Source organism: Xanthomonas axonopodis pv. maculifoliigardeniae, assembly GCF_041519315.1.
In the GTDB taxonomy this organism is placed as follows: domain Bacteria; phylum Pseudomonadota; class Gammaproteobacteria; order Xanthomonadales; family Xanthomonadaceae; genus Xanthomonas; species Xanthomonas euvesicatoria.
Map to the genome: position 1 here is coordinate 238,874 of NZ_CP167998.1, position 21,332 is coordinate 260,205.

At 65.3% G+C, this 21,332-nt stretch carries 20 protein-coding genes and 1 other RNA gene; 16 read left to right on the plus strand and 5 right to left on the minus strand.

Going from position 1 to position 21,332, the window contains the following annotated elements; all coding sequences use genetic code 11:
- Positions 1 to 97 precede the first annotated feature (97 nt).
- From secB to ACDH77_RS01005, 3 genes are all read left to right on the plus strand, one after another.
- Positions 98 to 610 carry a protein-export chaperone SecB gene (secB, locus tag ACDH77_RS00995; RefSeq protein ID WP_003488515.1) on the plus strand — a complete coding sequence of 171 codons (513 nt, stop codon included), beginning with the start codon at positions 98 to 100 and terminating at the stop codon, positions 608 to 610.
- A gap of 15 nt (positions 611 to 625) precedes the next feature.
- Entirely contained in the window at positions 626 to 1,651 is a 1,026-nt protein-coding gene (locus tag ACDH77_RS01000; RefSeq protein ID WP_008572015.1) for an NAD(P)H-dependent glycerol-3-phosphate dehydrogenase, read from the plus strand.
- A gap of 61 nt (positions 1,652 to 1,712) precedes the next feature.
- Positions 1,713 to 1,786: non-coding RNA, sX9 sRNA (locus ACDH77_RS01005), on the plus strand.
- Between the two features lie 333 nt (positions 1,787 to 2,119).
- Here ACDH77_RS01005 and ACDH77_RS01010 read toward each other — a convergent pair.
- Entirely contained in the window at positions 2,120 to 2,716 is a 597-nt protein-coding gene (locus tag ACDH77_RS01010; RefSeq protein WP_003488520.1) for a diffusible signal factor-reguated Ax21 faimly virulence factor, read from the minus strand.
- A 374-nt stretch (positions 2,717 to 3,090) separates the two neighbouring features.
- Between ACDH77_RS01010 and poxB the strand changes: the two genes are divergently transcribed.
- From poxB to ACDH77_RS01040, 6 genes are all read left to right on the plus strand, one after another.
- Entirely contained in the window at positions 3,091 to 4,800 is a 1,710-nt protein-coding gene (poxB, locus tag ACDH77_RS01015; RefSeq protein WP_031420668.1) for a ubiquinone-dependent pyruvate dehydrogenase, read from the plus strand.
- A 49-nt stretch (positions 4,801 to 4,849) separates the two neighbouring features.
- A complete protein-coding gene (locus ACDH77_RS01020) occupies positions 4,850 to 6,292 on the plus strand; it encodes a sensor histidine kinase (protein WP_031420669.1) in 1,443 nt (480 codons plus the stop codon).
- Positions 6,277 to 7,623, plus strand: a complete 1,347-nt coding sequence (locus tag ACDH77_RS01025) for a sigma-54-dependent transcriptional regulator (protein WP_031420670.1) — start codon at positions 6,277 to 6,279, stop codon at positions 7,621 to 7,623. Before ACDH77_RS01020 ends, ACDH77_RS01025 begins: the two co-directional genes overlap by 16 nt.
- A gap of 190 nt (positions 7,624 to 7,813) precedes the next feature.
- Positions 7,814 to 8,566: a hypothetical protein gene (locus tag ACDH77_RS01030; RefSeq protein WP_014089009.1), complete on the plus strand. Its 753-nt coding sequence runs from the start codon at positions 7,814 to 7,816 to the stop codon at positions 8,564 to 8,566.
- Between the two features lie 102 nt (positions 8,567 to 8,668).
- Positions 8,669 to 9,286, plus strand: coding sequence for a hypothetical protein (locus ACDH77_RS01035; RefSeq protein WP_003488352.1), 618 nt, complete (start codon positions 8,669 to 8,671; stop codon positions 9,284 to 9,286).
- Between the two features lie 92 nt (positions 9,287 to 9,378).
- Positions 9,379 to 10,608, plus strand: coding sequence for an MFS transporter (locus ACDH77_RS01040; RefSeq protein WP_029818267.1), 1,230 nt, complete (start codon positions 9,379 to 9,381; stop codon positions 10,606 to 10,608).
- A gap of 349 nt (positions 10,609 to 10,957) precedes the next feature.
- Here ACDH77_RS01040 and ACDH77_RS01045 read toward each other — a convergent pair whose 3' ends face one another.
- Positions 10,958 to 11,434: a tRNA (cytidine(34)-2'-O)-methyltransferase gene (locus ACDH77_RS01045; RefSeq protein ID WP_008572190.1), complete on the minus strand. Its 477-nt coding sequence runs from the start codon at positions 11,432 to 11,434 to the stop codon at positions 10,958 to 10,960.
- 26 nt (positions 11,435 to 11,460) lie between these two features.
- Positions 11,461 to 11,922: a hypothetical protein gene (locus tag ACDH77_RS01050; RefSeq protein ID WP_029818268.1), complete on the minus strand. Its 462-nt coding sequence runs from the start codon at positions 11,920 to 11,922 to the stop codon at positions 11,461 to 11,463.
- A 386-nt stretch (positions 11,923 to 12,308) separates the two neighbouring features.
- Between ACDH77_RS01050 and ACDH77_RS01055 the strand changes: the two genes are divergently transcribed.
- The 4 genes from ACDH77_RS01055 to ACDH77_RS01070 all read left to right on the plus strand — a co-directional run bounded on the left by ACDH77_RS01055 (position 12,309) and on the right by ACDH77_RS01070 (position 16,021).
- Positions 12,309 to 12,629, plus strand: a complete 321-nt coding sequence (locus tag ACDH77_RS01055; RefSeq protein WP_008572192.1) for a DUF4156 domain-containing protein — start codon at positions 12,309 to 12,311, stop codon at positions 12,627 to 12,629.
- Between the two features lie 101 nt (positions 12,630 to 12,730).
- The gene (locus ACDH77_RS01060; RefSeq protein ID WP_008572193.1) at positions 12,731 to 13,747 is read left to right on the plus strand and encodes a 3-oxoacyl-ACP synthase III; all 1,017 of its coding nucleotides are present in this window, start codon (positions 12,731 to 12,733) and stop codon (positions 13,745 to 13,747) included.
- Positions 13,748 to 13,830: 83 nt separating this feature from the next.
- Entirely contained in the window at positions 13,831 to 14,970 is a 1,140-nt protein-coding gene (gene fic, locus ACDH77_RS01065) for a protein adenylyltransferase Fic (RefSeq protein ID WP_080721016.1), read from the plus strand.
- 148 nt (positions 14,971 to 15,118) lie between these two features.
- Positions 15,119 to 16,021 (plus strand): alpha/beta fold hydrolase, encoded by a 903-nt coding sequence (locus ACDH77_RS01070; RefSeq protein WP_014089013.1) that lies wholly within the window; start codon positions 15,119 to 15,121, stop codon positions 16,019 to 16,021.
- Positions 16,022 to 16,176: 155 nt separating this feature from the next.
- On the opposite strand, the gene ACDH77_RS01075 is transcribed toward ACDH77_RS01070, so the two are convergent.
- A complete protein-coding gene (locus ACDH77_RS01075) occupies positions 16,177 to 16,560 on the minus strand; it encodes a YkgJ family cysteine cluster protein (protein WP_008572198.1) in 384 nt (127 codons plus the stop codon).
- A 320-nt stretch (positions 16,561 to 16,880) separates the two neighbouring features.
- On the opposite strand from ACDH77_RS01075, the gene oleC reads away from it, so the two are divergent.
- The 3 genes from oleC (at position 16,881) to ACDH77_RS01090 (ending at position 20,003) form a co-directional block, all read left to right on the plus strand.
- Positions 16,881 to 18,542 (plus strand): olefin beta-lactone synthetase, encoded by a 1,662-nt coding sequence (gene oleC / locus ACDH77_RS01080; protein ID WP_218489004.1) that lies wholly within the window; start codon positions 16,881 to 16,883, stop codon positions 18,540 to 18,542.
- 227 nt (positions 18,543 to 18,769) lie between these two features.
- A complete protein-coding gene (oleD, locus tag ACDH77_RS01085; RefSeq protein WP_008572201.1) occupies positions 18,770 to 19,780 on the plus strand; it encodes a 2-alkyl-3-oxoalkanoate reductase in 1,011 nt (336 codons plus the stop codon).
- Between the two features lie 64 nt (positions 19,781 to 19,844).
- On the plus strand, positions 19,845 to 20,003 hold the full coding sequence (locus ACDH77_RS01090) for a DUF1328 domain-containing protein (protein ID WP_003468167.1): 159 nt from the start codon (positions 19,845 to 19,847) through the stop codon (positions 20,001 to 20,003).
- Positions 20,004 to 20,191: 188 nt separating this feature from the next.
- Here the strand turns inward: ACDH77_RS01090 and ddlA are convergent, their stop codons facing one another.
- The gene (gene ddlA / locus ACDH77_RS01095) at positions 20,192 to 21,295 is read right to left on the minus strand and encodes a D-alanine--D-alanine ligase (RefSeq protein WP_109290521.1); all 1,104 of its coding nucleotides are present in this window, start codon (positions 21,293 to 21,295) and stop codon (positions 20,192 to 20,194) included.
- Between the last annotated feature and the right edge of the window lie 37 nt (positions 21,296 to 21,332).

Sequence of the window (21,332 nt, forward strand, 5' to 3'; positions counted from 1 at the left end):
GGCAACCGGCACGCCCCCATTGCTGGCGTGAGAGACTTGCGCTTTCACGTTCGCATCACTCAACGCTGCATCCACCGAACCGTTTCTGGAGTTAGGAATGTCCGACGAAATCCTCAACGGCGCCGCTGCGCCGGCCGACGCCGCTGCTGGTCCCGCCTTCACCATCGAAAAGATTTACGTCAAGGACGTGTCCTTCGAATCTCCGAACGCACCGGCCGTCTTCAATGACGCCAACCAGCCCGAGCTGCAGCTGAACCTCAACCAGAAGGTGCAGCGCCTCAACGACAACGCCTTCGAAGTGGTGTTGGCCGTGACTCTGACCTGCACCGCCGGTGGCAAGACGGCCTATGTGGCCGAAGTGCAGCAGGCCGGCGTGTTCGGCCTGGTCGGCCTGGACCCGCAGGCGATCGACGTGCTGCTCGGCACCCAGTGCCCAAACATCCTGTTCCCGTACGTGCGCACCCTGGTCAGCGACCTGATCCAGGCCGGCGGCTTCCCGCCGTTCTACCTGCAGCCGATCAATTTCGAAGCCCTGTACGCAGAAACCCTGCGTCAGCGTCAGAACGAAGGCACTTCGCTGGCCGATTCCGAGCCGGCTGGCAACGCCTAAGCGTTGATTGCGCCGATGAGCGATTGGACCCACAAGATCGCCGTTCTCGGCGCCGGCTCCTGGGGCACGGCCCTGGCCGCGCTGCTCGCCAGGCATGGTCATCCGACCGTGCTCTGGGGGCGCGATGCGGCGATGGTGGATACCATCGACCGCACCCACGAGAACGCGCGCTATCTGCCGGGTATTGCGCTGCCCGACAGTCTGCGTGCCACCACCGACCTGCAGGCGGCGGTGGCTGACGCCACCTGGATCCTGGTGGTGGTGCCCTCGCATGCGTTCACCGAGACCATCCGGCTGATCGCACCGCTGCGTCCGGCCGGTGCCGGCGTTGCCTGGGCGACCAAGGGCTTCGAACCCGGTTCCGGGCGGTTCCTGCATGAAGTGGCACGCGACATCCTCGGCCCCAGCGTTCCGCTGGCCGTGGTGACCGGGCCCTCCTTCGCCAAGGAAGTCACGCTCGGCCTGCCGACCGCCATCACCGTGCACGGCGACGATGCGGCGTTCGCACAAGTGGTGGCCGATGCGATGCACGGCCCCACCTTCCGCGCCTACACCGGCGACGACATGGTGGGCGCCGAGCTGGGCGGGGCGATGAAGAACGTGCTGGCGGTGGCCACCGGCGTGGCCGACGGCATGCAGCTTGGTCTCAATGCACGGGCCGGTCTGATCACGCGTGGCTTGAACGAGATGCTGCGTCTGGCGGCGGTGATCGGCGCACGTCCGGAGACCCTGATGGGCCTGGCCGGGTTGGGCGATCTGGTGCTTACCTGCACCGGCGATCTGTCGCGCAACCGGCGCCTGGGTCTGGCCCTGGGGCGCGGCCAGAGCTTGGACGATGCGATCCGCGAGATCGGCCAGGTGGTCGAATCAGTGCAGACGGCCGATGAGGTCATGCGTCAGGCCGAACACCACGGCATCGAACTGCCGATCTCCAATGCCGTGCGCGCGGTATTGCACGGTGAAATCACTCCGGAAGCAGGCCTGAAGGAACTGCTGGCACGCGAGCGCAAGCCAGAGTACCCGCAGACCTTGTTTACCTGAGAACAGCCGACAAACCGCTGCGCTTACTGCCAGTCGTGCGTGGCCGGTGCTTAGAATCCTCGTGCGCCACCCTTGCATGACGGTTCCGCGCGCTGTCCACGCCACCGGATGATTGCTCGCTCCGTCTTGTTCGCCGCGCCAAGACCGGTAGCGCCTCGGCATCCGATGCGAAAATGCACAACACAACGCCCGGCAGTACCGGGCGTTTTTTTTGTTTGGCCGCTTGCCGCGCGGCGCAAGCACCGCTTTGGCGGATCGGGCGCCAGGTCGTTGGGGCACCCAACGCGAGCGCGGCCCACCCTCGTGACGCAGATGCATCGTTGGCGAGGTTCCCTGTGCGAAGTGACGCGCATCGTGACGTGCATGTCCAAACCGCCAACCGATCGCCCAAAAGAAAGAAGCCCGGTCGGGGGACCGGGCTTCCAGTGCAACGCGGGAGAGAGAGCGCGTTGCAGTCAAACGTGCGGCTTACCAGCTGAAGCGCGGGCCGACCGACCATTCCTTGTTGCCGTCGCCATCCATACGGATGTCGCCATTGATGCCCCAGTTCTGGTTCAACTTCACCTGGGCGCCAAGGCGGCCGTAGAAGTTGTCGCCGATGTCGATGCCACGCTTCTTGGAGAAATCTTCGTAGCCAGCCAGGGCATAGACTTCGAAGTGCTCGCCGAAGGCGTTACGCAGACCGGCTTCAACGCTGTAGCCGTCGAAATTGATGTTCGGGGTGTCCAGGTCCAGCTTGCGGTAGGCAACGCGCGCAACGAAGTCGGTGCTCGTGGCGATTTCGTGGTTGAAGCCCACGCCGACGCCCCACTGCTGGAAGTCCGAGTCGGTGTTCTCGAACACGTTGTTGTTGTCGTCAGCATTCTGCTTGCTGTAATCGCCGAACACGTGGAAGTTCGGAGCGATGGCGTAGGAGGCCTTCACGCCCCAGCCGTCCGCATCGCGACCTTCGGTCGGCGTGCGCACGTAGTCGCCTTCGACGAAGTTGTAGGAGAGGTTTTCAGCAGCCGAAGCCGCAAACGGCAGAGCTGCGAGAAGGCCGAGGGCCAGCAAAGAAGTCTTCATGATCGGGATACCTGTACTTATTTGATTGGACCGGCGCTGAGGCGGATGCCGTTCGCTGCCGAGATGTAAATTCTCCGTTATTCGATGGAACGCGACATGAATTTTGGACTGACCAGTTGATGAATCATCGCGCCAGATTCAGCTGCGCTTTCTTGTGTCGCGTGCAGATGCGCGTACAGCACGTGCAAAACGTGATGCTCTAGCGCTTACGTGGCGCCGACGTGGGCATGTGTACACAAACGCGGCAGATCGCCGGGCTTCCAACGTTTTACGCGCGCTCGCTCCACCAGCACATTGCACTGACACCGCCGCTGGGAGCATTGCACGCCTGTTGAACACACCTGTGGAGCTGCATCGTGGCGAAGAAAAAAACGTTGGCGCGCTTTCTGGCCGAGACGCTGCAGAGCGCCGGGGTCGAGCGGATCTGGGGCGTGACCGGCGACAGCCTCAACGGCTTGACCGATGCCTTGCGCGAGATGCAGACCATCGCGTGGATGCATGTGCGGCACGAAGAAGTGGCCGCGTTCGCCGCAGGTGCCGAGGCGGCGGTGACCGGCCAGCTAGCGGTGTGTGCCGGCAGTTGCGGGCCGGGCAATCTGCACCTGATCAACGGGCTGTTCGATTGCCATCGCAGCCGCCAGCCGGTACTGGCGATTGCCGCGCATATTCCATCGTCCGAGATCGGGCTGAGCTATTTTCAGGAGACCCACCCGCAGGAGCTGTTTCGCGAGTGCAGTCACTTCGTGGAGTTGGTGACCAACCCGGCGCAATTGCCGGAAGTGCTGCATCGGGCGATGCGCACGGCCATCCTGCAGCAAGGCGTGGCGGTGGTGGTGATTCCCGGCGATATCGCGCTGCTGGAGGTGGACAAGCATGTCTCCAGTGCGTGGCCGGCGCTGCGTCAGCCGCGGGTGCTGCCCGCCGCCGAGGACGTGCGGCAATTGGCCGAGCTGCTGCAGCAGAGCAAGGCAGTGACGCTGTTGTGCGGCAGTGGCTGTGCCGGCGCGCATGACGCAGTCGTGGCGTTGGCCGACACGTTGGGTGCGCCGGTGGTGCATGCGCTGCGCGGCAAGGAATACGTGGAGTGGGACAACCCGTTCGATGTCGGCATGACCGGCCTGATCGGTTTCAGTTCCGGTTATCACGCCATGCTCAATTGCGACACCTTGCTCATGCTGGGCACGGATTTTCCGTACCGGCAGTTCTACCCGAAGGACGCGACCATCGTGCAGGTGGATCGCGACCCGAGCGCGCTCGGTCGGCGCACGCCGTTGCAGCTGGGCATTGCCGCCGATGTGGGTGAAACCATTGCGGCGTTGCTGCCGCAGCTGCAGCGCCGCGAAGAACGTGGCTTTCTGGAAAAGTCGCTTGCGCACTACCGCAAGGCGCGCGAAGGGCTGGACGATCTGGCGGTACCGGCAGATCCCGGGCAGCCGCTGCACCCGCAGTTCGTGACCCGGCTGATCAGCCAGATTGCCGATCAGGATGCAGTGTTCACCTGCGATGTCGGCACGCCCACGGTGTGGGCCGCCCGCTACCTGCGCATGAACGGCAAGCGTCGCTTGCTGGGGTCGTTCAATCACGGCTCGATGGCCAACGCAATGCCGCAGGCGCTTGGTGCGCAAGCAGCATTTCCCGGTCGGCAAGTCATTTCGCTATCGGGCGATGGTGGCTTTGCGATGCTGATGGGCGATTTCATCTCGCTGGCGCAATTGAACCTGCCGGTAAAGGTGGTGGTGTTTAACAACGCTTCGCTGGGATTTGTGGCGATGGAGATGAAGGCTGCCGGTTACCTGGATACCGGTACCGAGCTGCACAATCCGGATTTCGCGGCGATGAGCAACGCGATGGGCATCCTCGGCATCCGTGTCGATGAGTCGTCGCAACTGGAGCGTGCATTGCGCCAAGCCTTCGCGCATTCGGGTCCGGCGCTGGTAGATGTGCGCATCGCCACGCAGGAGCTGGCGGTGCCGCCGGCGATCAAGCTCGAACAGGCCAAGGGCATGGGCCTGTATCTGCTCAAGGCGGTGATGAGCGGGCGTGGCGATGAGGTCATCGAGTTGGTGAAGACCAACCTGCGTTAATTCAGTTGTACTCGCGCACACTGGCTGTCCTCTTCAGGCCGCTTCGTCCATGCCCCGTTCGCTGCTCCGGCAACTGTTGCTGATCTGGATGGTGATCGTGGCCGCCTGTGTGGGCGTGGCCACGATGTTGTACGGCCTGTATCGGCAGACCGAGGGTGTGCGGCTGGAAGAGGCGCGCCAGCAATTGGGCGGGCAATGCGCGCGCATCGTGCAACGCTATGCCGGGGCAAGCGAGGCGGCGCGTCGCGGCGACGATGGCGCAGGCCTGGCAGCGGTGGTGGTGCAGTTGGTGCTGGCCGATGCGCCAGGCGTCGAAGGCGGTGTCTGGGACCTGCACAAGGGCTTTGTTGCCTATGCCTACCCGACCTACGACGGCAGCGATCACAAGACCGATATTCCCGCCGCGGAGTGGGCCAACATCGTCAACACGGCGCAGCAGAGCGTGACGACAAGGCAGGCGGCGCAATACCGTCGCGACGGTCGCCGCGAGGTGCTGCTGATCAGCGCTTGTCCGTTGGCATCCGGCAGCGCGGCATGGACGATGACGCGGGTGCCGGCCAGCAAGGCCGACGCATGGCGGCCATTGGTCGTTGGCATGCTGCTGATCTTCGCGATGGTGGCGATATCGGCCATTGCGCTGGGCGTGGTGGTACGGCGCTGGAGCCAGCGCCTGCAGCGGATCCAGCAGGCGCTGGCCGCCGACACCCAGACGCCGCACATTCCGCCGACCGGTGCGCCGGAACTGGACCGCCTGGGCGCGGCGGTCAACGACTATGCGCAGCGCAACGCGCAGGCGCTGGCGCAGACGCGCCGGCTGGCCGACGAGCTGTCGCGGCACGAACGGCTTGCCGCACTGGGGCGCATGACGGCCACGGTGGCGCATGAGATCCGCAACCCGATCGCCACGATGCGGTTGGCGCTGGAAAACGAGATCGCGCGCCGCGATGCGACGCCGGACGATGCGGCGCATGGCGAGTTGATGCTGGCGCAGATTCGTCGCCTGGATGGCGTGGTCGAGAGTCTGCTCGGCATGGTGCAGCCGATTCGTCTGCAACTGGAGACGGTGGTCGTGCAGGACTGGCTGGCGACGCTGCTGGAACACAGCCCGTTACCGCCGGGCACGCCGCCGCCCCGCCTGCTGCTTCCGGCCGCGCCGTTGCGCTGGACCCTGGATCCGCAGCAGCTGGGGCGCGCCGTGCACAACCTGCTGCGCAATGCTGCGCAGCACGCCGATCCAGGCAGCGAGGTCACGCTGCAGGCGGCAGCAGTGGAGGGCATGTTGCAGCTGCAGGTCTGCAACCGTGGCGCGCCGATCGCAGAACCGATCGCTGCGCACCTGTTCGAACCGTTCGTCAGTGGCCGCGCCGACGGCAATGGCCTGGGGCTGGCGCTGGTGCGCGAGATCGCGCGTGCGCATGGCGGGCACGCGCGCTACGCACATGCCGACGGGCTGACCCATTTCATCCTGGAGTTGCCATGGCGCGCATCCTGATCATCGACGACGACGCGGCGTTTCGCACCACCTTGCAGGCCACCTTGCGCTCGCTCGGGCATACGGTGGTCGCCGCCGGGAACGGGCCGGACGGGCTGGCGCGGCTGAGCGAAGGCGGCATCGACATGGCGTTCGTGGATTTCCGCATGCCGGGCATGGATGGCATCGCGGTGCTGCGTGCGCGCCTGGACGATGCGCAGGCGCGTCAGGTGCCGCTGGTGATGCTGACCGCCCATGTGTCCAGTGGCAACACGATCGAGGCGATGACGCTGGGCGCCTTCGATCATCTGGTCAAGCCGGTCGGCCGTGCCGATATCGTGGAGGTGGTGGAGCGCGCGCTGCTCAGTCGTGCCGATGCGCAGGCTGCAGCGACAGACAGCTCGCCTGCGCCGGTCGAAGATGAGGATGCACTGGTCGGCCACAGCCCGGCGATGCGCACCGTGCACAAGCGCATCGGGCTGGCAGCGGCGTCCGATCTGCCGGTGCTGATCACCGGGGAAACCGGCACCGGCAAGGAATTGGCCGCACGCGCGCTGCATCGCGCCAGCCCGCGCGCCAATGCGCCATTTGTCGCAGTCAACTGCGCGGCCATTCCGCTGGACTTGATGGAGAGTGAGCTGTTCGGCCATCGCAAGGGGGCGTTTTCCGGCGCCAGCAGCGACCGACGCGGGCTGATTCGCGAAGCCGATGGCGGCACGTTGTTTCTGGACGAAATCGGCGACATGCCATTGCCGATGCAGGCCAAGCTGCTGCGTTTCCTGCAGGAAGGCGAGGTGACGCCACTGGGTGGCAGCGGCCCGCAGAAGGTGGATGTGCGGGTGCTGGCCGCCACCCATCGCGACCTGGCGGCCTGCGTGGCCGACGGACGCTTTCGGAGCGACCTGCGTTACCGCCTCAATGTGGTGCCGATCGAACTGCCGCCATTGCGCGAGCGTGGCCAGGACATCCTGCTGCTGGCGCAGCACTTCCTGAGCGCCGATTCAGCGCGTGCGCAGAGCCTGTCGCCGGCCGCGCAGGAGCGCCTGCTCGCGCACCGCTGGCCTGGCAACGTGCGCGAATTGCGCAATGTCATGCAGCGCAGCCAGGTCTTGGTGCGTGGCGCCAGCATCGATGCGGCGGATCTGGATGAAGCGCTGGGCGAGGCGGGCGAGTTGCCGCCGCAGGAGCCATCGGTGGTGACCGGGACCCTGCCCGAGGCCGTGGCGCGGCTGGAAACGCAGATGATCCGGTCGGCGCTGGAACACAGCCAGGGCAATCGCGCCGAGGCCGCGCGCCGGCTGGGGATCCATCGGCAGCTGCTCTATCGCAAGCTGGAGGAATACGGCCTGTGACACTTGTGCGCACATCGATCACAGGCTGCGGGACAGGTGTCCCAAAACCGGACAGGGTGGATGAAATGCAGACGTCTCCGTCCGGTTGCAGAGCAAATAAAGCTCTTTCAAAACAATCAGTTATTGGTTGGCACGATTGCTGCTTTGTCTCTGGTACGCGGCCCCTTCCCGCCGCGCAGGAGACATCCCCATGATGCGTCAGACTGTTCTTGCAATTGCCCTGGCCTGCACCATCGGCGCCGCCGCCGCACAGGTGGCCGCCCCGCCGCCGCCGCCGGCGCCCAACGGCCCGATCGGCGGTCCGCCAGCCCCGCCGACCCCGGTCGCCGCCACACCGGTGAGCGTGAGCGGTACCGTCGAGCGCTTCCTGCTCAACCCCAATGGCGAGGTCGACGGACTGTGGCTGCGCGACGGCACCCAGGTCGGGTTTCCACCGCATCTGTCCAGCGAGGTGAAGGCAGCCGTACGGGCCGGCGACAATGTCGTCGTCAAGGGCTTCCGTCTGGGCAATCTGCCGGTGCTGCAGGTCAGTTCGATCCGCTCCGGCCGTAGCGGCCGCGAGGTGGTCGACCGTCCGCCCACCTTCGGCGCCGCCCCGCCGCCGCCGCCGACCCCCGGCCAGCTGACCCCGTTGCAGTCCGATGGCACGATCCAGCGCCTGGTCTATGGGCCTGCCGGCGAGGTCAATGGTGCGCTGGTCAGCGATGGCACGGTGGTGCGGATGCCACCGCATCTGGCGCTGCAGTTTGCCGATCTGCTGCGCGTGGGCGAGCCGCTGAGCGCTAGCGGCTTCGGTGTGGCCACCCCGGACGGCCGTGCGATCGAGGCGACCCAGCTGGGGCGTGATCGCTCCTCGCTGCGTGCGCTGTTCACCGCGCCGCGTCCGGACGGCCCGCTGCCGCCACCGCCGCCGGGCGCGCCGGTTCCGCCGGCCGGCCGTTGAGTCGTACCGCTCCTGTTTTGTTCGTTGGTTTCCTCCGCTGGTCACGCAGCCGCGTGGCCAGCGGCTTGACCGGCAATGCCGGTCCTTTTTCGGAGTAACACCATGCATTGGGTCGACCCTGATTTCCTCCCCGCCACCCGCGGCACCCTGGCGCGTTTCCTGCTCAACCCCAAGGCCGATATCGACGGCCTGCTGCTCACCGATGGCACCGAAGTGCACACCCCGCCGCATCTGTCCGAGGCGCTGCTGAAGGCGCTCAAGCCTGGTAGCGCGCTCACCGTACGTGGCCTCAAGCCGCGCGACGTGGAGATGCTGGTGGCGCTGGCAATCGATCCGGAAGGCGGCAAGCGCATCCTCGATGAAGGCCCGCATGGGCCGCACGCCAAGCCCAAGCCCAAACCGCCCGGCAAACCGCCCAAGCCGGAAGTGGCCCAGCACAGCGGCACCATCACCCGGTTGCTGCACGGTCCGCATGGGCAGGTGCATGGCGTGCTGCTGGACGATGCGGTCACGGTGCGGTTTCCGCCGCATGCCGGTGGCGACTTCGCCAAGCAGCTAGTGGTCGGCAAGCCACTGGTGGCCGAAGGCGAGACCAAGGCCACGCCGCACGGTGTGCTGATCCATGCCCATGCCTTGGGTGGCAAGGCGGCGACGCTGAAGCAGATCGAGCATCCACCGCACGGCCCTGCGCATAAACCCAAGCCCAAGCCCAAACACTAGGAGCCTGACATGCGGCCACCGCGCGCCACTGAGATGCCCGCCCCGTGGTCTGCCACGTGCGCCTTCGTGCGCGCTCGCAGCGGAGCGGTGCCATGCCGATGACCAAGGCCAGGCCCCGTGGGACACGCGCGTTGGAAGCCCTGCATTTCAGCGTGGCCGATGTGCAGGACGGGCTGGGGCCGTTCCTCAGCGTGTTTTTGCAATCCAAAGGCTGGTCGGTGGCGGCGATCGGCACGGTGATGAGCGTGGGCGGCATTGCCGGCATGCTCGCCACCACACCGGCCGGCGCGCTGGTCGATGCCACCCGGCGCAAACGCGCCGTGGTGGTCATCGGTTGCCTGGCGATCCTGCTTGCCACCGCCTTGATCTGGCTGCAGCCCACCTCTTCGGGCGTGGTCGCCGCCCAGATCGCCTCGGCGTTGGCAGCGGCCGGCATTGGCCCGGCATTGACGGGCATTACGTTGGGGCTGGTGCACGCGCACGGTTTCGACCATCAGCTGGCGCGCAATCAGGTGGCCAACCATGCCGGCAACGTGCTGGCCGCGGTGCTGGCCGGCTGGTTGGGATGGCGCTATGGCTTCGCCGCCGTGTTCCTGCTGACCGCCTTTTTCGGCGCCCTGGCGCTGGTGGCGGTGCTGGCGATTCCGGCTGCGGCCATCGACCACCGCGCAGCACGCGGTCTGGCAAGCAACAACGGTGGGGATGCGTTGAGCGGTTGGCGTGTGCTGCTGACCTGCCGCCCGCTGGCGCTGCTGGCGGTGACGCTGGGGCTGTTCCATCTGGGCAATGCGGCGATGCTGCCGCTGTACGGCATGGCGATCGTGGCGGCGCACGCCGGCGACCCGAGTGCATTGACGGCCACCACCATCGTGGTGGCACAGGCCACGATGGTGGTGGTCGCGCTGCTGGCGATGCGCTGGATACGCGTGCATGGGCACTGGTGGGTGCTGCTGGTGGCGTTCATGGCCCTGCCGTTGCGCGCCTTGGTGGCGGCCTCGGTGATTCACGGCTGGGGCGTGTTTCCGGTGCAGATCCTCGATGGGCTCGGCGCCGGCTTGCAAAGCGTGGTGGTGCCGGCACTGGTCGCGCGGTTGTTGCAAGGCACCGGGCGCGTGAATGTCGGCCAGGGCGCGGTGATGACCGTGCAGGGCGTCGGTGCGGCACTGAGTCCGGCCTTTGGTGGCTGGTTGGCGCATGCCTTCGGTTACCGCATCGCGTTTCTGACCTTGGGTGCGATCGCGCTGCTGGCAGTGGCGTTATGGGCCGGCTGTCGCGGCATGTTGCAGGCAGCGGCTTCCATGCAGGCCGAGACAGTGCTGTGACCGGTGCGCAGGGCGCGCGCAAGCGGAGCGACCGATCGCTGTCCGTCGCGGCTTGCGCGTTATCGATCGCGCTGCGCTGGTAGGGACGAGCAAGTGCGATCTGACCGGGGCGTGTCCTGTCGGCCGGCAGGCCTGGCAGTCGCGCAGATGACGCGGCGCACATCATCACCTCGTTGGTCCGGATCGATGCAGTGTCTGTCGCTGTCCAACGATAGCCACCACCACAGATGCCGCGTCCTGGTGAGAGATCAGGTGCGGTAGCCACCATCTCATCGCGCGTCCGTCGATGCGGTCTTGCCAGCAGGCACGCAGGCGCATGCCGTTGCGTACAGTCCCGGCTATCGCCTGGTTACTGGCCGCCAGCGAAATTCCATTGCCGCCAGGCTTCGAACACCATCACCGCAACGGTGTTGGACAGGTTGAGGCTGCGGTTGTCCGGGCGCATCGGCAAACGGAGCCGGTGCTGCGGCGGAATTGACTCCAGCACCTCGGCCGGCAGGCCGCGGGTTTCCGGACCAAATAAAAACGCATCGCCATCGGCGAACTGCGGTGTGTCGTAGCGCACCGTACTGCGGGTGCTCAGCGCGAAGACGCGCTTGGGCGCGATCGCGGCCAGGGCGCTGGGCAGGTCGGTGTGCACCTGCAACGGCGCGTATTCGTGGTAGTCCAGGCCGGCGCGCTTGAGCTGCTTGTCGCTGAGGTCGAAGCCGAGCGGCTCGATCAGGTGCAGGCGCGCGCCGGTATTGGCGCACAAGCGAATCACATTGCCCGTATTGGGCGGAATTTCAGGCTGAAACAGGATGACGTCGAGGACAGGTGCTGGCATGCGCGCAAGTGTAGCTGCGCGCGTGCTTAAAGGCTGATGGCGGCGTTGACCAGCGCTTCCAGTTCGGCCGGCGAGGGCTGCAGCTGCGGCGTCGGCAGGTTCACGATGACCTGGCCCATCAGTGCACCGATGGCGCCAGCTGCCTGGCTGGAGGCGCTCTGCGCGCTGGAGGCGGCGCTGCGCACCACCAGGTCGGCACGCTGTTCAGCCGAAGGGTGCACCTGCACCGCCGCCAAGGTGACGATGCGCGGGCCGGCCTGTTCGGCGGCCAGTGCGGCCACTTGCTCGGCCGAGGGACGCACTTGCACGGCGGTCAGGGTGCGAATGGCGCTGTTGCGCTCCAGTGTCTGCTGGGCGATCTGGTCGGCGGCCGGGCGAACCTGGACGGTGTCCAGGGTGGTCAGGCTCGCGGCCTGGGCAAACCCGGCCAGGGTGGCGCCAGCGAACAGGGCGGTGGAGAGGGCGATGCGCAGGGTCTGGGTCTTCATGGCGGGGTCTCTTGGTGTTGTTAATCAGTGGTGTGGTAGTAAGGTAGTACACCGTCTCGGTACGCACAAGAACTTTCGCGTGGCTTTTTATTTTGTTCAGCGAAAAGTCAGTTTCAGCGGCTGTCGGCGGTTGCGAGATACAGGGGAGCAAACGGTGTGCCAACAAAAGGCCATTGTTTTTAAAGGGATTTCAGCCGCGTAAGAGTGTCCGCGTCCGGACACCCGGACGCGCTGCAGGACGGCGGACACCGCGGCTAAACGGGTATGCACGCTCAAGGCAAGGCGGTTCGGTGCGCTGAATGGGTGGATGGCGGGTGCCACCGCGCGCCGGATCGCCAGCAGGCAACTGCGGCACAATCCGGCTTTCCCCACAGGTGTGATGACTTATGCGCGTGCTGATGCTGTCTGTTCTGGTTGCCACCACCACTGCGGCGTGCACCTGGGTGCCGATCGAACAAAGCGGCAAAAGTGTGCGGGTGCTGCCCGCAGGCCCTGTGCCAGCGGGGTGTCAGCAGCAGGGCGAAGTGGTGGTGACGGTCAAGAGCAAGGTCGGCTTCTACAACCGCAACCCGCTGCGCGTGCAGGAAGAGCTGGAAACGCTGGCGCGCAACGAGGCCCCCGGCGCCAACGCCAATGCGGTGCAGGCGCAAGGCCAGCCGGCCGACGGCAGCCAGCGTTTCAACGCCTTCCGCTGCCCCCCGCGCTGAACCGTTGGGTTGGGGCGCAGGCGATTCAATTGTAAAGATGCGGTAAAACCAGCCAGCGGCTAGACTAGCGCCCCCTCGCCTGACGCCATGGCGCTACTTCGATGCTCTTCCAGAATGTCTCCATCGCGGGACTGGCGCATGTTGATGCGCCGCACACGCTGACTTCCAAGGAAATCAACGAACGCCTGCAACCGACCTACGACCGCCTCGGAATCAAGACCGACGTGTTGGGCGACGTTGCCGGTATCCATGCACGGCGCTTGTGGGACCAGGATGTCCAGGCATCGGACGCCGCCACCCAGGCCGCGCGCAAGGCGCTGATCGATGCCGGTATCGGCATCGAGAAGATCGGCCTGCTGGTCAATACCTCGGTGAGCCGCGATTACCTGGAGCCGTCCACGGCGTCCATCGTGTCCGGCAACCTGGGCGTGGGCGACCACTGCGTCACCTTCGACGTGGCCAACGCCTGCCTGGCCTTCATCAATGGCATGGACATCGCCGCACGCATGCTCGAGCGCGGCGAGATCGACTATGCGTTGGTGGTGGATGGCGAGACTGCCAACCTGGTGTACGAAAAGACCCTTGAGCGCATGACCTCGCCGGATGTCACCGAGGAGGAGTTCCGCAACGAACTTGCCGCGCTGACCCTGGGCTGCGGTGCAGCAGCCATGGTGATGGCGCGCACCGAGTTGGTGCCCGACGCGCCGCGCTACAAGGGCGGCGTGACCCGTTCGGCCACCGAGTGGAACAAGCTGTGCCGGGGCAACCTGGACCGCATGGTCACCGACACCCGGCTGTTGCTGATCGAAGGGATCAAGCTGGCCCAGAAGACCTTCATGGCCGCCAGGCAGGTGCTGGGCTGGGCGGTGGAGGAGCTGGACCAGTTCGTCATCCACCAGGTCAGCCGCCCGCACACCGCCGCCTTCGTGAAGTCGTTCGGCATCGACCCGGCCAAGGTCATGACCATCTTCGGCGAGCACGGCAACATCGGCCCGGCCTCGGTGCCGATCGTGCTGAGCAAGCTCAAGGAGCTGGGCCGCCTGAAGAAGGGCGACCGCATCGCGCTGCTGGGCATTGGCTCGGGCTTGAATTGCTCGATGGCCGAAGTGGTTTGGTGATGCACGGAAAGACGCGTTAAAAAAAATGGATTTTTAGAACGCGTTCTTGCATCATGTTCGTTCTCGCAACATGAGCAGGTGCCATGGATGAACCACCCGCTTTCGACCCTGGTCAACCCCACAATGCTCTCCCGCCGCTACCGCCGGCGGGAGATATAGAAACCCGCAGCCTGCTCAAGGCTTGCATCGTCGCACGCACCGCCCTGGCCGAACTGAAACAGGCCACCGCGTTGTTACCCAGCCCGGCCGTGTTGATCAATACGATTCCGGTCCTGGAGGCGCAGGCCAGCTCGGAGATCGAAAACATCGTCACGACCACTGACGATTTATTTCGCTACGCAGACGACCAAGAGCGCGCCCAAAATCCCGCGACCAAAGAAGCCCTGCGTTACCGCAGTGCGCTGTACGAAGGCTTTCAATCGCTCAGACAGCGGCCGCTGTGTACCGAAACCGCAATTGTCGTGTGCAGTCGTATCAACGCGGTACAGATGCAGGTTCGTCGCGTGCCTGGTACTGCGCTGGCTAACGATCAGATCCAGCAGATCATTTATACCCCGCCAGTGGGTGAAACGCTGCTACGCGACAAACTCGCGAACTGGGAGCGCTTTATCCACGAACACACCGATGTCGATCCATTGATCCGGATGGCGGTTGCGCATTATCAATTCGAAGCGATCCACCCATTTACCGATGGTAACGGTCGCACAGGGCGGGTGTTGAATCTGCTGATGCTGATCGAACAAGGATTACTCGATGTACCGGTGCTGTATCTGTCGCGCTACATCATTCGACATCGCAGCGACTACTACCGCTTGCTGCTGGACGTGACGCGGCATGGGCACTGGGCCGAGTGGATTCATTACATGCTCGCTGCCGTCGCTGAGACTGCTGCATGGACAACAGCCAAAATCCAGGCGATTCGCGGCTTGGAGGCACAGGCGCAAGATCACGTCCGCAGCCTCGCACCGAAGGCCTACAGCCGCGAGCTTGTCGATGTGATCTTCAACCAGCCGTATTGCCGCATCCAAAATGTTGTAGAGGTGCTAGGCGTGACCAGGCAAACCGCTGCACGTCACCTCAAGGAACTGGTAGATATCGGTGTCTTGAAAGAGCAGCGTTTAGGCAAAGAAAAACTGTTCCTACATCCGGCATTTCTACAGCTGCTGTCCAGCGACGAGCATCAACTGCCGCCGTATCGGGGGCATGCCAGGCAAGCCGAGTGACGCTTGGGATCTACTCGAATCTCCGCTACGGTTGGCGTGCCTTGGCCCGGACGCATCGTGACAATCAACGTAATCTGCACTTGTGTGCGGTACAGGGCAGCACCTGCACCGCGCGAAATTACTCGAACTGAATCGGACGCGTTTTTGCATGAATTACCCCGGCTACCCCTTTACCCCCAAGCGCCTTGAAGTGCGCCCCGGCGTTGCGATGTCGTATCTGGACGAAGGCCCGCGCGATGGCGAGGTGGTTGTCATGCTGCACGGCAATCCGTCGTGGAGTTATTTGTGGCGGCATCTGGTGAGCGGCCTGTCCGATCGCTACCGCTGCATCGTGCCCGATCACATCGGCATGGGGCTGTCCGACAAGCCGGACGATGCGCCCGACGCGCAGCCGCGTTATGACTACACGCTGCAATCGCGCGTGGACGATCTGGATACGTTGTTGCGGCATCTGGGCATCACCGGGCCGGTGACGCTGGCGGTGCACGATTGGGGCGGCATGATCGGGTTCGGCTGGGCGTTGTCGCATCACGCCCAGGTCAAGCGGCTGGTCATCACCAACACCGCAGCGTTCCCGCTGCCGGCGGAAAAGCCGATGCCGTGGCAGATTGCGATGGGCCGGCACTGGCGGCTGGGCGAGTGGTTCATCCGCACGTTCAATGCGTTCTCGTCCGGCGCTTCATGGTTGGGCGTGTCGCGGCCGATGCCGTCGGATGTACGCCGTGCGTATGTGGCGCCGTACAACAACTGGCGCAATCGCATCTCCACCATCCGCTTCATGCAGGATATTCCGCTGTCGCCCGCCGACAAGGGTTGGTCGCTGCTGGAGCGCTCGGCGCAGGCGCTGCCTGCGTTCGCCGATCGTCCGGTCTTCATTGCCTGGGGCCTGCGCGACATTTGCTTCGACAAACACTTCCTGGCCGGCTTTCGCAAGGCACTGCCGCAGGCCGAAGTGACAGCATTCGACGATGCCAATCACTATGTGCTGGAAGACAAGCATGAGGTGTTGGTGCCGGCGATTCGCGCGTTTCTGGAGCGCAATCCGCTCTAGCGCATTGCGCCGGCAGCAGCGTGCGGCCACGCGTCAGCTCACTGCACGCAATGACTGGAATGACTGCATCCAAATCCGATGCAGCGCATCGGTCATCCCGGCCAGATGCCTGCCGACGCGATTGCGAGCACGACACCAGGTGCTGCGCTACGGCATTACACCGGCGGCAGCGGGTTGCGTTGTGCGTCGTCCACGCCAACCCAATCGGCATCGGTCAGTGCGTGCAGGCCGTGCGCCAAACGCGATTTATCGCATTGCGCACTGCGCTGCCCGAATTCCAGCGAGGCCGGCACGGCCGCGCAGGACGAGGGGCGGCGGTCGTGGATGCTGCAGCGGCTGTAGCGCCCGATGTCCGCGTCCAGCGCGATGCAGCGCGGCTGCGACTGCGAGGTGCCGCGCATCACCCGCTCATGCGTGCGTAGGGCGTCGGTCAGCTCGATCGGCACCCTGCCGCCCAATGCAGGATCGGCTTCGCTCCAATGGAAACTGACGCGGAAATAGGCGCAGCAGGCGCCGCAGGTAAGGCAGGGGTGTGCCATGGAATGCCGAGCCTGGCGCGGCGAAATCGCGTGGGAAGCGCGGCATTTTGACCGAACCGCGCCGCGATACAAGTAGCGTGCCGCGGTGACCGGTTAGCGATTCAGATGCGCGCCGCCATGCCTGGGTGGGCGGCGCTCCACGCGTGCCGCGCACCCAGGCATGCGCTGCGAACGCGTTGCGGCGATTGGGTCGGGTACTGTCGCGCAGCGATGCGTCATGGCGTCAGGTGATGATGAGCCGCGCTTGCGCCCGCGCCGCGCGTCGCCTTCAGGCAGCCTGCAGCGGCCGGCGTCATTGGCGCATGGGTGATAATGCGCAGATGACGACCCTCTGCAATATCGCGGCCACCCTTCCGCAACTGGCGCGCGAGCGCCCCGACCAGATCGCCATCCGTTGCCCGGGCGCTCGCGGTGCCAACGGGTTTGCCGCCTACGATCTGACCTTGAGCTATGCCGAGCTGGATGCGCGCAGCGATGCGATCGCCGCCGGGCTGGCACGCCACGGCATCGGGCGCGGCGCGCGTGCGGTGGTGATGGTGCGGCCGTCGCCGGAATTCTTCCTGCTGATGTTCGCCTTGTTCAAGGCTGGCGCGGTGCCGGTGCTGGTGGACCCCGGCATCGACAAACGTGCGCTCAAGCAGTGCCTGGACGAAGCGCAGCCGCAGGCATTTATCGGCATTGCGCTGGCGCAGCTGGCGCGTCGCCTGTTGCGCTGGGCGCGCTCGGCAAAGCAGATCGTTACCGTCGGCGGACGTTACGGCTGGGGGGGAGTCACGCTGGCGCGGGTGGAGCGCGATGGTGCCGGCGCAGGCAGCCAACTGGCCGACACCGCGCCCGACGATGTGGCGGCGATCCTGTTCACCAGCGGCTCGACCGGCGTGCCCAAGGGCGTGGTGTATCGCCACCGGCACTTCGTTGGGCAGATCGAATTGCTGCGCAATGCGTTCGGCATGCAGCCGGGCGGGGTGGATCTGCCGACGTTTCCGCCGTTCGCCTTGTTCGATCCGGCGCTGGGGCTGACCTCGGTGATTCCGGACATGGATCCGACCCGCCCGGGCAGTGCCGACCCGCGCAAGTTGCATGATGCGATCGCGCGCTTCGGTGTCACCCAGTTGTTCGGTTCGCCGGCCCTGATGCGCGTGCTGGCCGATTATGGGCAGCCGCTTCCCAACGTGCGCCTGGCCACGTCGGCCGGTGCACCGGTGCCGCCGGATGTGGTGGCGAAGATCCGCGCGCTGCTGCCGGACGATGCGCAGTTCTGGACCCCGTACGGCGCCACCGAATGCCTGCCGGTGGCCGCGATCGAAGGGCGCACCCTGGATGCCACGCGCGCCGCCACCGAGGCTGGTGCCGGCACCTGTGTGGGCCAGGTGGTCGCGCCGAATGAGGTGCGCATTATTGCGATTGACGATGCGGCCATTGCCGATTGGAGTGGCGTGCGCGTGCTGGCGACCGGTGAGGTCGGCGAGATCACCGTTGCCGGCCCCACCGCCACCGACACCTATTTCAACCGCGATGCGGCCACGCGCATCGCCAAAATTCGCGAACGCCGCAGCGATGGCAGCGAGCGCGTCGTGCACCGCATGGGCGATGTCGGATATTTCGACGCCGAAGGACGCTTGTGGTTCTGTGGGCGCAAGACCCAGCGCGTGGAAACCGCCAGCGGCCCGCTGTACACCGAACAGGTGGAGCCGGTGTTCAACGTGCATCCGCAGGTGCGGCGCACCGCGCTGGTGGGCGTGGGTGCGCCCGGACAGCAGCAACCGGTGCTGTGCGTGGAGTTGCAGCCGGGGGTGTCTGCTCCCGCGTTCGCACAGGTGGAAAGCGACCTGCGCGCGCTGGGCGCTGCCCACCCTCACACCGCAGGTATCGCGCGTTTCCTGCGCCACTCCGGTTTTCCGGTCGACATCCGCCACAACGCCAAGATCGGCCGCGAAACGCTGGCGGTGTGGACAGCGCAGCAGCTGCACAAGAACGGATGACAACAGGGAGCGCCTAGTGGTCAGGCGGGTATGGATGGCGCACTCGTAAATTGCAGCGCGCAAGTGGTCGATTCCGATCACCGCACCCGCCCGCCAGGGATTAGGCGCAGTGTTTGTTGGTCGCTGCGGCCCTTGACGGCAGCCTGCACGGCCGCGCGTCGACGCAAGATCGCCAAGTCGGGTGTGGCCGGCTATGGTGTCGTCCCTCAGAGGCGAGGTGTGGTGCGATGAAGGTATTGGTGACCGGTGGTGGCGGCTTTCTTGGCCAGGCGTTGTGCCGCGGCCTGCGCGCGCGTGGGCACGAGGTGGTGAGCTTCCAGCGCGGCGATTACCCGGTGCTGCAACGCCTGGGCGTGGGCCAGATCCGCGGCGACCTGGCCGACCCGCAGGCGGTGCGGCATGCCTTCGCCGGTATCGATGCGGTGTTCCACAATGCCGCCAAGGCCGGCGCATGGGGCAGTTACGACAGCTATCACCAGGCCAATGTGGTGGGCACGCAGAACGTGATCGAGGCCTGTCGCGCCAATGGCGTGCCGCGGTTGATCTATACCTCCACGCCCAGCGTCACCCATCGCGCCACCAACCCGGTGGAAGGACTCGGTGCCGACGAAGTGCCGTATGGCGAGAATCTGCGCGCCGCCTACGCGGCAACCAAGGCCATTGCCGAGCGTGCAGTGCTGGCGGCCAACGATGCCCAGTTGGCGACAGTGGCGCTGCGACCGCGCCTGATCTGGGGTCCGGGCGACAATCACTTGTTGCCGCGCCTGGCCGCGCGTGCGCGTGCCGGGCGGCTGCGCATGGTCGGCGATGGCAGCAATCTGGTCGACAGCACGTACATCGACAACGCCGCGCAGGCGCATTTCGATGCGTTCGAGCACCTTGCCGTAGGCGCTGCCTGCGCAGGCAAGGCGTACTTCATTTCCAATGGCGAACCGCTGCCGATGCGCGAGTTGCTCAATCGTTTGCTGGCTGCGGTGGACGCGCCGGCAGTCACGCGCTCGCTGTCATTCAACACCGCCTACCGCATCGGCGCCGTGTGCGAAACGCTATGGCCACTGTTGCGTCTGCCAGGCGAGGTGCCGTTGACGCGTTTTCTGGTGGAACAGCTGTGTACGCCGCATTGGTACAGCATGGAGCCGGCACGTCGCGACTTCGGCTATGTACCGCGCATCAGCATCGAAGAAGGCCTGCAACGGCTGCGATCCTCATCTTCCAACGACATCGCCATCACCGGATAAAGACCGGCATATCCACAAGATACGTCTGCGCCGATTCGGCACGACAACTTCTGGATACCTTGCCATGCTGCATTACGCCATCATCTTTTTCGTCATCGCCATCATCGCTGCTGTGCTGGGCTTTAGCGGTATCGCCGGTGCGGCGACCAACATCGCCTGGATCCTGTTCGTGGTGTTCCTGATCCTGGCAGTGATCTCGATGTTCCGTCGCGGCAAGGTATAACGCTTAGCTGCGATACGTCACGGCAGCGGCGCTGCCGGTTGGCGCTCACAGGGCCCGCTTCCGCAAGGATGCGGGCCCTGTGCGTTGTGGCCGGAGATGCGCGCATTTTGAATGTGCAATGGTGGTTACAAGCGCGGCGTCGTGGTCGTGGTCGCGCGCTTGTATGCGATGTAACGGCGGCAGCGCTATCAAGGCAATTGGACCGCACTGCGCAGTAATTGATCGCCGGCATGCCGTTCTAGTGCAAGCTCGATCAACCGCGTGATCAGGCTGCGATAGTCCAGCCCGCTTGCCTGCCATAATTTCGGATACATGCTGATGCGGGTGAAGCCCGGCAGCGTGTTGACCTCGTTGATCACGATGCGTCCATCGGCGCACAGGAAGACATCCACCCGTGCCAGGCCTGCACAGTCCAGCGCCTGGTAAGCCTGCACCGCGATTTGCTGGATGCGCTGCTGGGTCCGCGCATCGATGTCGGCCGGAATCACGATCTCGGCGCCGTGTTCGCTGATGTATTTGGTCTGGTACGAATAGAACGCGTCGTGCACCACCACCTCGCCGCAGACGCTGGCCTGGGGTGTGGCATTGCCCAGCACGGCACATTCGATTTCGCGCCCGGCAATGGCCGCTTCCACCAACACCTTGTGGTCGTAGGCCAAGGCCAAGGCGAGTGCAGCGGCGAACTGATCGGCGCTGCGCACCTGGCTGACGCCGACCGACGAGCCCTGGTTGGCCGGTTTGACGAACAGCGGCAAGCCAAACTGCGCGATCAACGCCTCTACATCGGCCATCGCGGCGGTGTGGCGGTTGAAGCAGACGAACGGCGCCACCGCCAGCCCGGCATCGCGCAACACGCGCTTGGCCATGTCCTTGTCCATCGCGACCGCCGAGCCCAGTACGCCGGAGCCCACGAAGGGCAGGTTGGCCATGCGCAGCAGCCCCTGCAGCGAGCCGTCCTCGCCCAGGGTGCCGTGCACGATAGGGAACACCACATCGATCTGCGCCAGCGCCTGCTCCGGCTGGATCGGCCGCACCTGCTGCTGTTGCGCGCCCGGCAGCAGCGCTACGCCGCGCCCGCTACGATGCAGCGCAATGCGCGCCGGGTCGTCGGCATGCAGCAGGAAGCTGTCGGGGTCGTTGACGTGCCACTGGCCTTGCTTGTCGATACCGATCAGCACCGGCTCGAAGCGTTGCGGGTCCAGCGCATCCAGGATATTGCGCGCCGATTGCAACGAGACCTCGTGCTCGGCCGATTTGCCACCGAAGATGAGGCCGACCCGAATCATGCGCATTGCCTGCTCCTGCCATTGGAAGTGGACAGGATGCCTG

What these genes read in the sequence shown, in the direction of transcription:
- fic (WP_080721016.1), top strand. Translation starts at nt 13,831, where the DNA reads ATGGATGAACCACCCGCTTTCGACCCTGGTCAACCCCACAATGCTCTC.
- ACDH77_RS01045 (WP_008572190.1), bottom strand. Translation starts at nt 11,434, where the DNA reads ATGCCAGCACCTGTCCTCGACGTCATCCTGTTTCAGCCTGAAATTCCG.
- ACDH77_RS01020 (WP_031420669.1), top strand. Translation starts at nt 4,850, where the DNA reads ATGCCCCGTTCGCTGCTCCGGCAACTGTTGCTGATCTGGATGGTGATC.
- ACDH77_RS01010 (WP_003488520.1), bottom strand. Translation starts at nt 2,716, where the DNA reads ATGAAGACTTCTTTGCTGGCCCTCGGCCTTCTCGCAGCTCTGCCGTTT.
- ACDH77_RS01090 (WP_003468167.1), top strand. Translation starts at nt 19,845, where the DNA reads ATGCTGCATTACGCCATCATCTTTTTCGTCATCGCCATCATCGCTGCT.
- ACDH77_RS01035 (WP_003488352.1), top strand. Translation starts at nt 8,669, where the DNA reads ATGCATTGGGTCGACCCTGATTTCCTCCCCGCCACCCGCGGCACCCTG.
- oleC (WP_218489004.1), top strand. Translation starts at nt 16,881, where the DNA reads ATGACGACCCTCTGCAATATCGCGGCCACCCTTCCGCAACTGGCGCGC.
- oleD (WP_008572201.1), top strand. Translation starts at nt 18,770, where the DNA reads ATGAAGGTATTGGTGACCGGTGGTGGCGGCTTTCTTGGCCAGGCGTTG.
- ACDH77_RS01075 (WP_008572198.1), bottom strand. Translation starts at nt 16,560, where the DNA reads ATGGCACACCCCTGCCTTACCTGCGGCGCCTGCTGCGCCTATTTCCGC.
- ACDH77_RS01000 (WP_008572015.1), top strand. Translation starts at nt 626, where the DNA reads ATGAGCGATTGGACCCACAAGATCGCCGTTCTCGGCGCCGGCTCCTGG.
- ACDH77_RS01055 (WP_008572192.1), top strand. Translation starts at nt 12,309, where the DNA reads ATGCGCGTGCTGATGCTGTCTGTTCTGGTTGCCACCACCACTGCGGCG.
- ACDH77_RS01040 (WP_029818267.1), top strand. Translation starts at nt 9,379, where the DNA reads ATGCCGATGACCAAGGCCAGGCCCCGTGGGACACGCGCGTTGGAAGCC.
- ACDH77_RS01025 (WP_031420670.1), top strand. Translation starts at nt 6,277, where the DNA reads ATGGCGCGCATCCTGATCATCGACGACGACGCGGCGTTTCGCACCACC.
- ACDH77_RS01030 (WP_014089009.1), top strand. Translation starts at nt 7,814, where the DNA reads ATGATGCGTCAGACTGTTCTTGCAATTGCCCTGGCCTGCACCATCGGC.
- ACDH77_RS01050 (WP_029818268.1), bottom strand. Translation starts at nt 11,922, where the DNA reads ATGAAGACCCAGACCCTGCGCATCGCCCTCTCCACCGCCCTGTTCGCT.
- secB (WP_003488515.1), top strand. Translation starts at nt 98, where the DNA reads ATGTCCGACGAAATCCTCAACGGCGCCGCTGCGCCGGCCGACGCCGCT.
- ACDH77_RS01070 (WP_014089013.1), top strand. Translation starts at nt 15,119, where the DNA reads ATGAATTACCCCGGCTACCCCTTTACCCCCAAGCGCCTTGAAGTGCGC.
- ACDH77_RS01060 (WP_008572193.1), top strand. Translation starts at nt 12,731, where the DNA reads ATGCTCTTCCAGAATGTCTCCATCGCGGGACTGGCGCATGTTGATGCG.
- ddlA (WP_109290521.1), bottom strand. Translation starts at nt 21,295, where the DNA reads ATGCGCATGATTCGGGTCGGCCTCATCTTCGGTGGCAAATCGGCCGAG.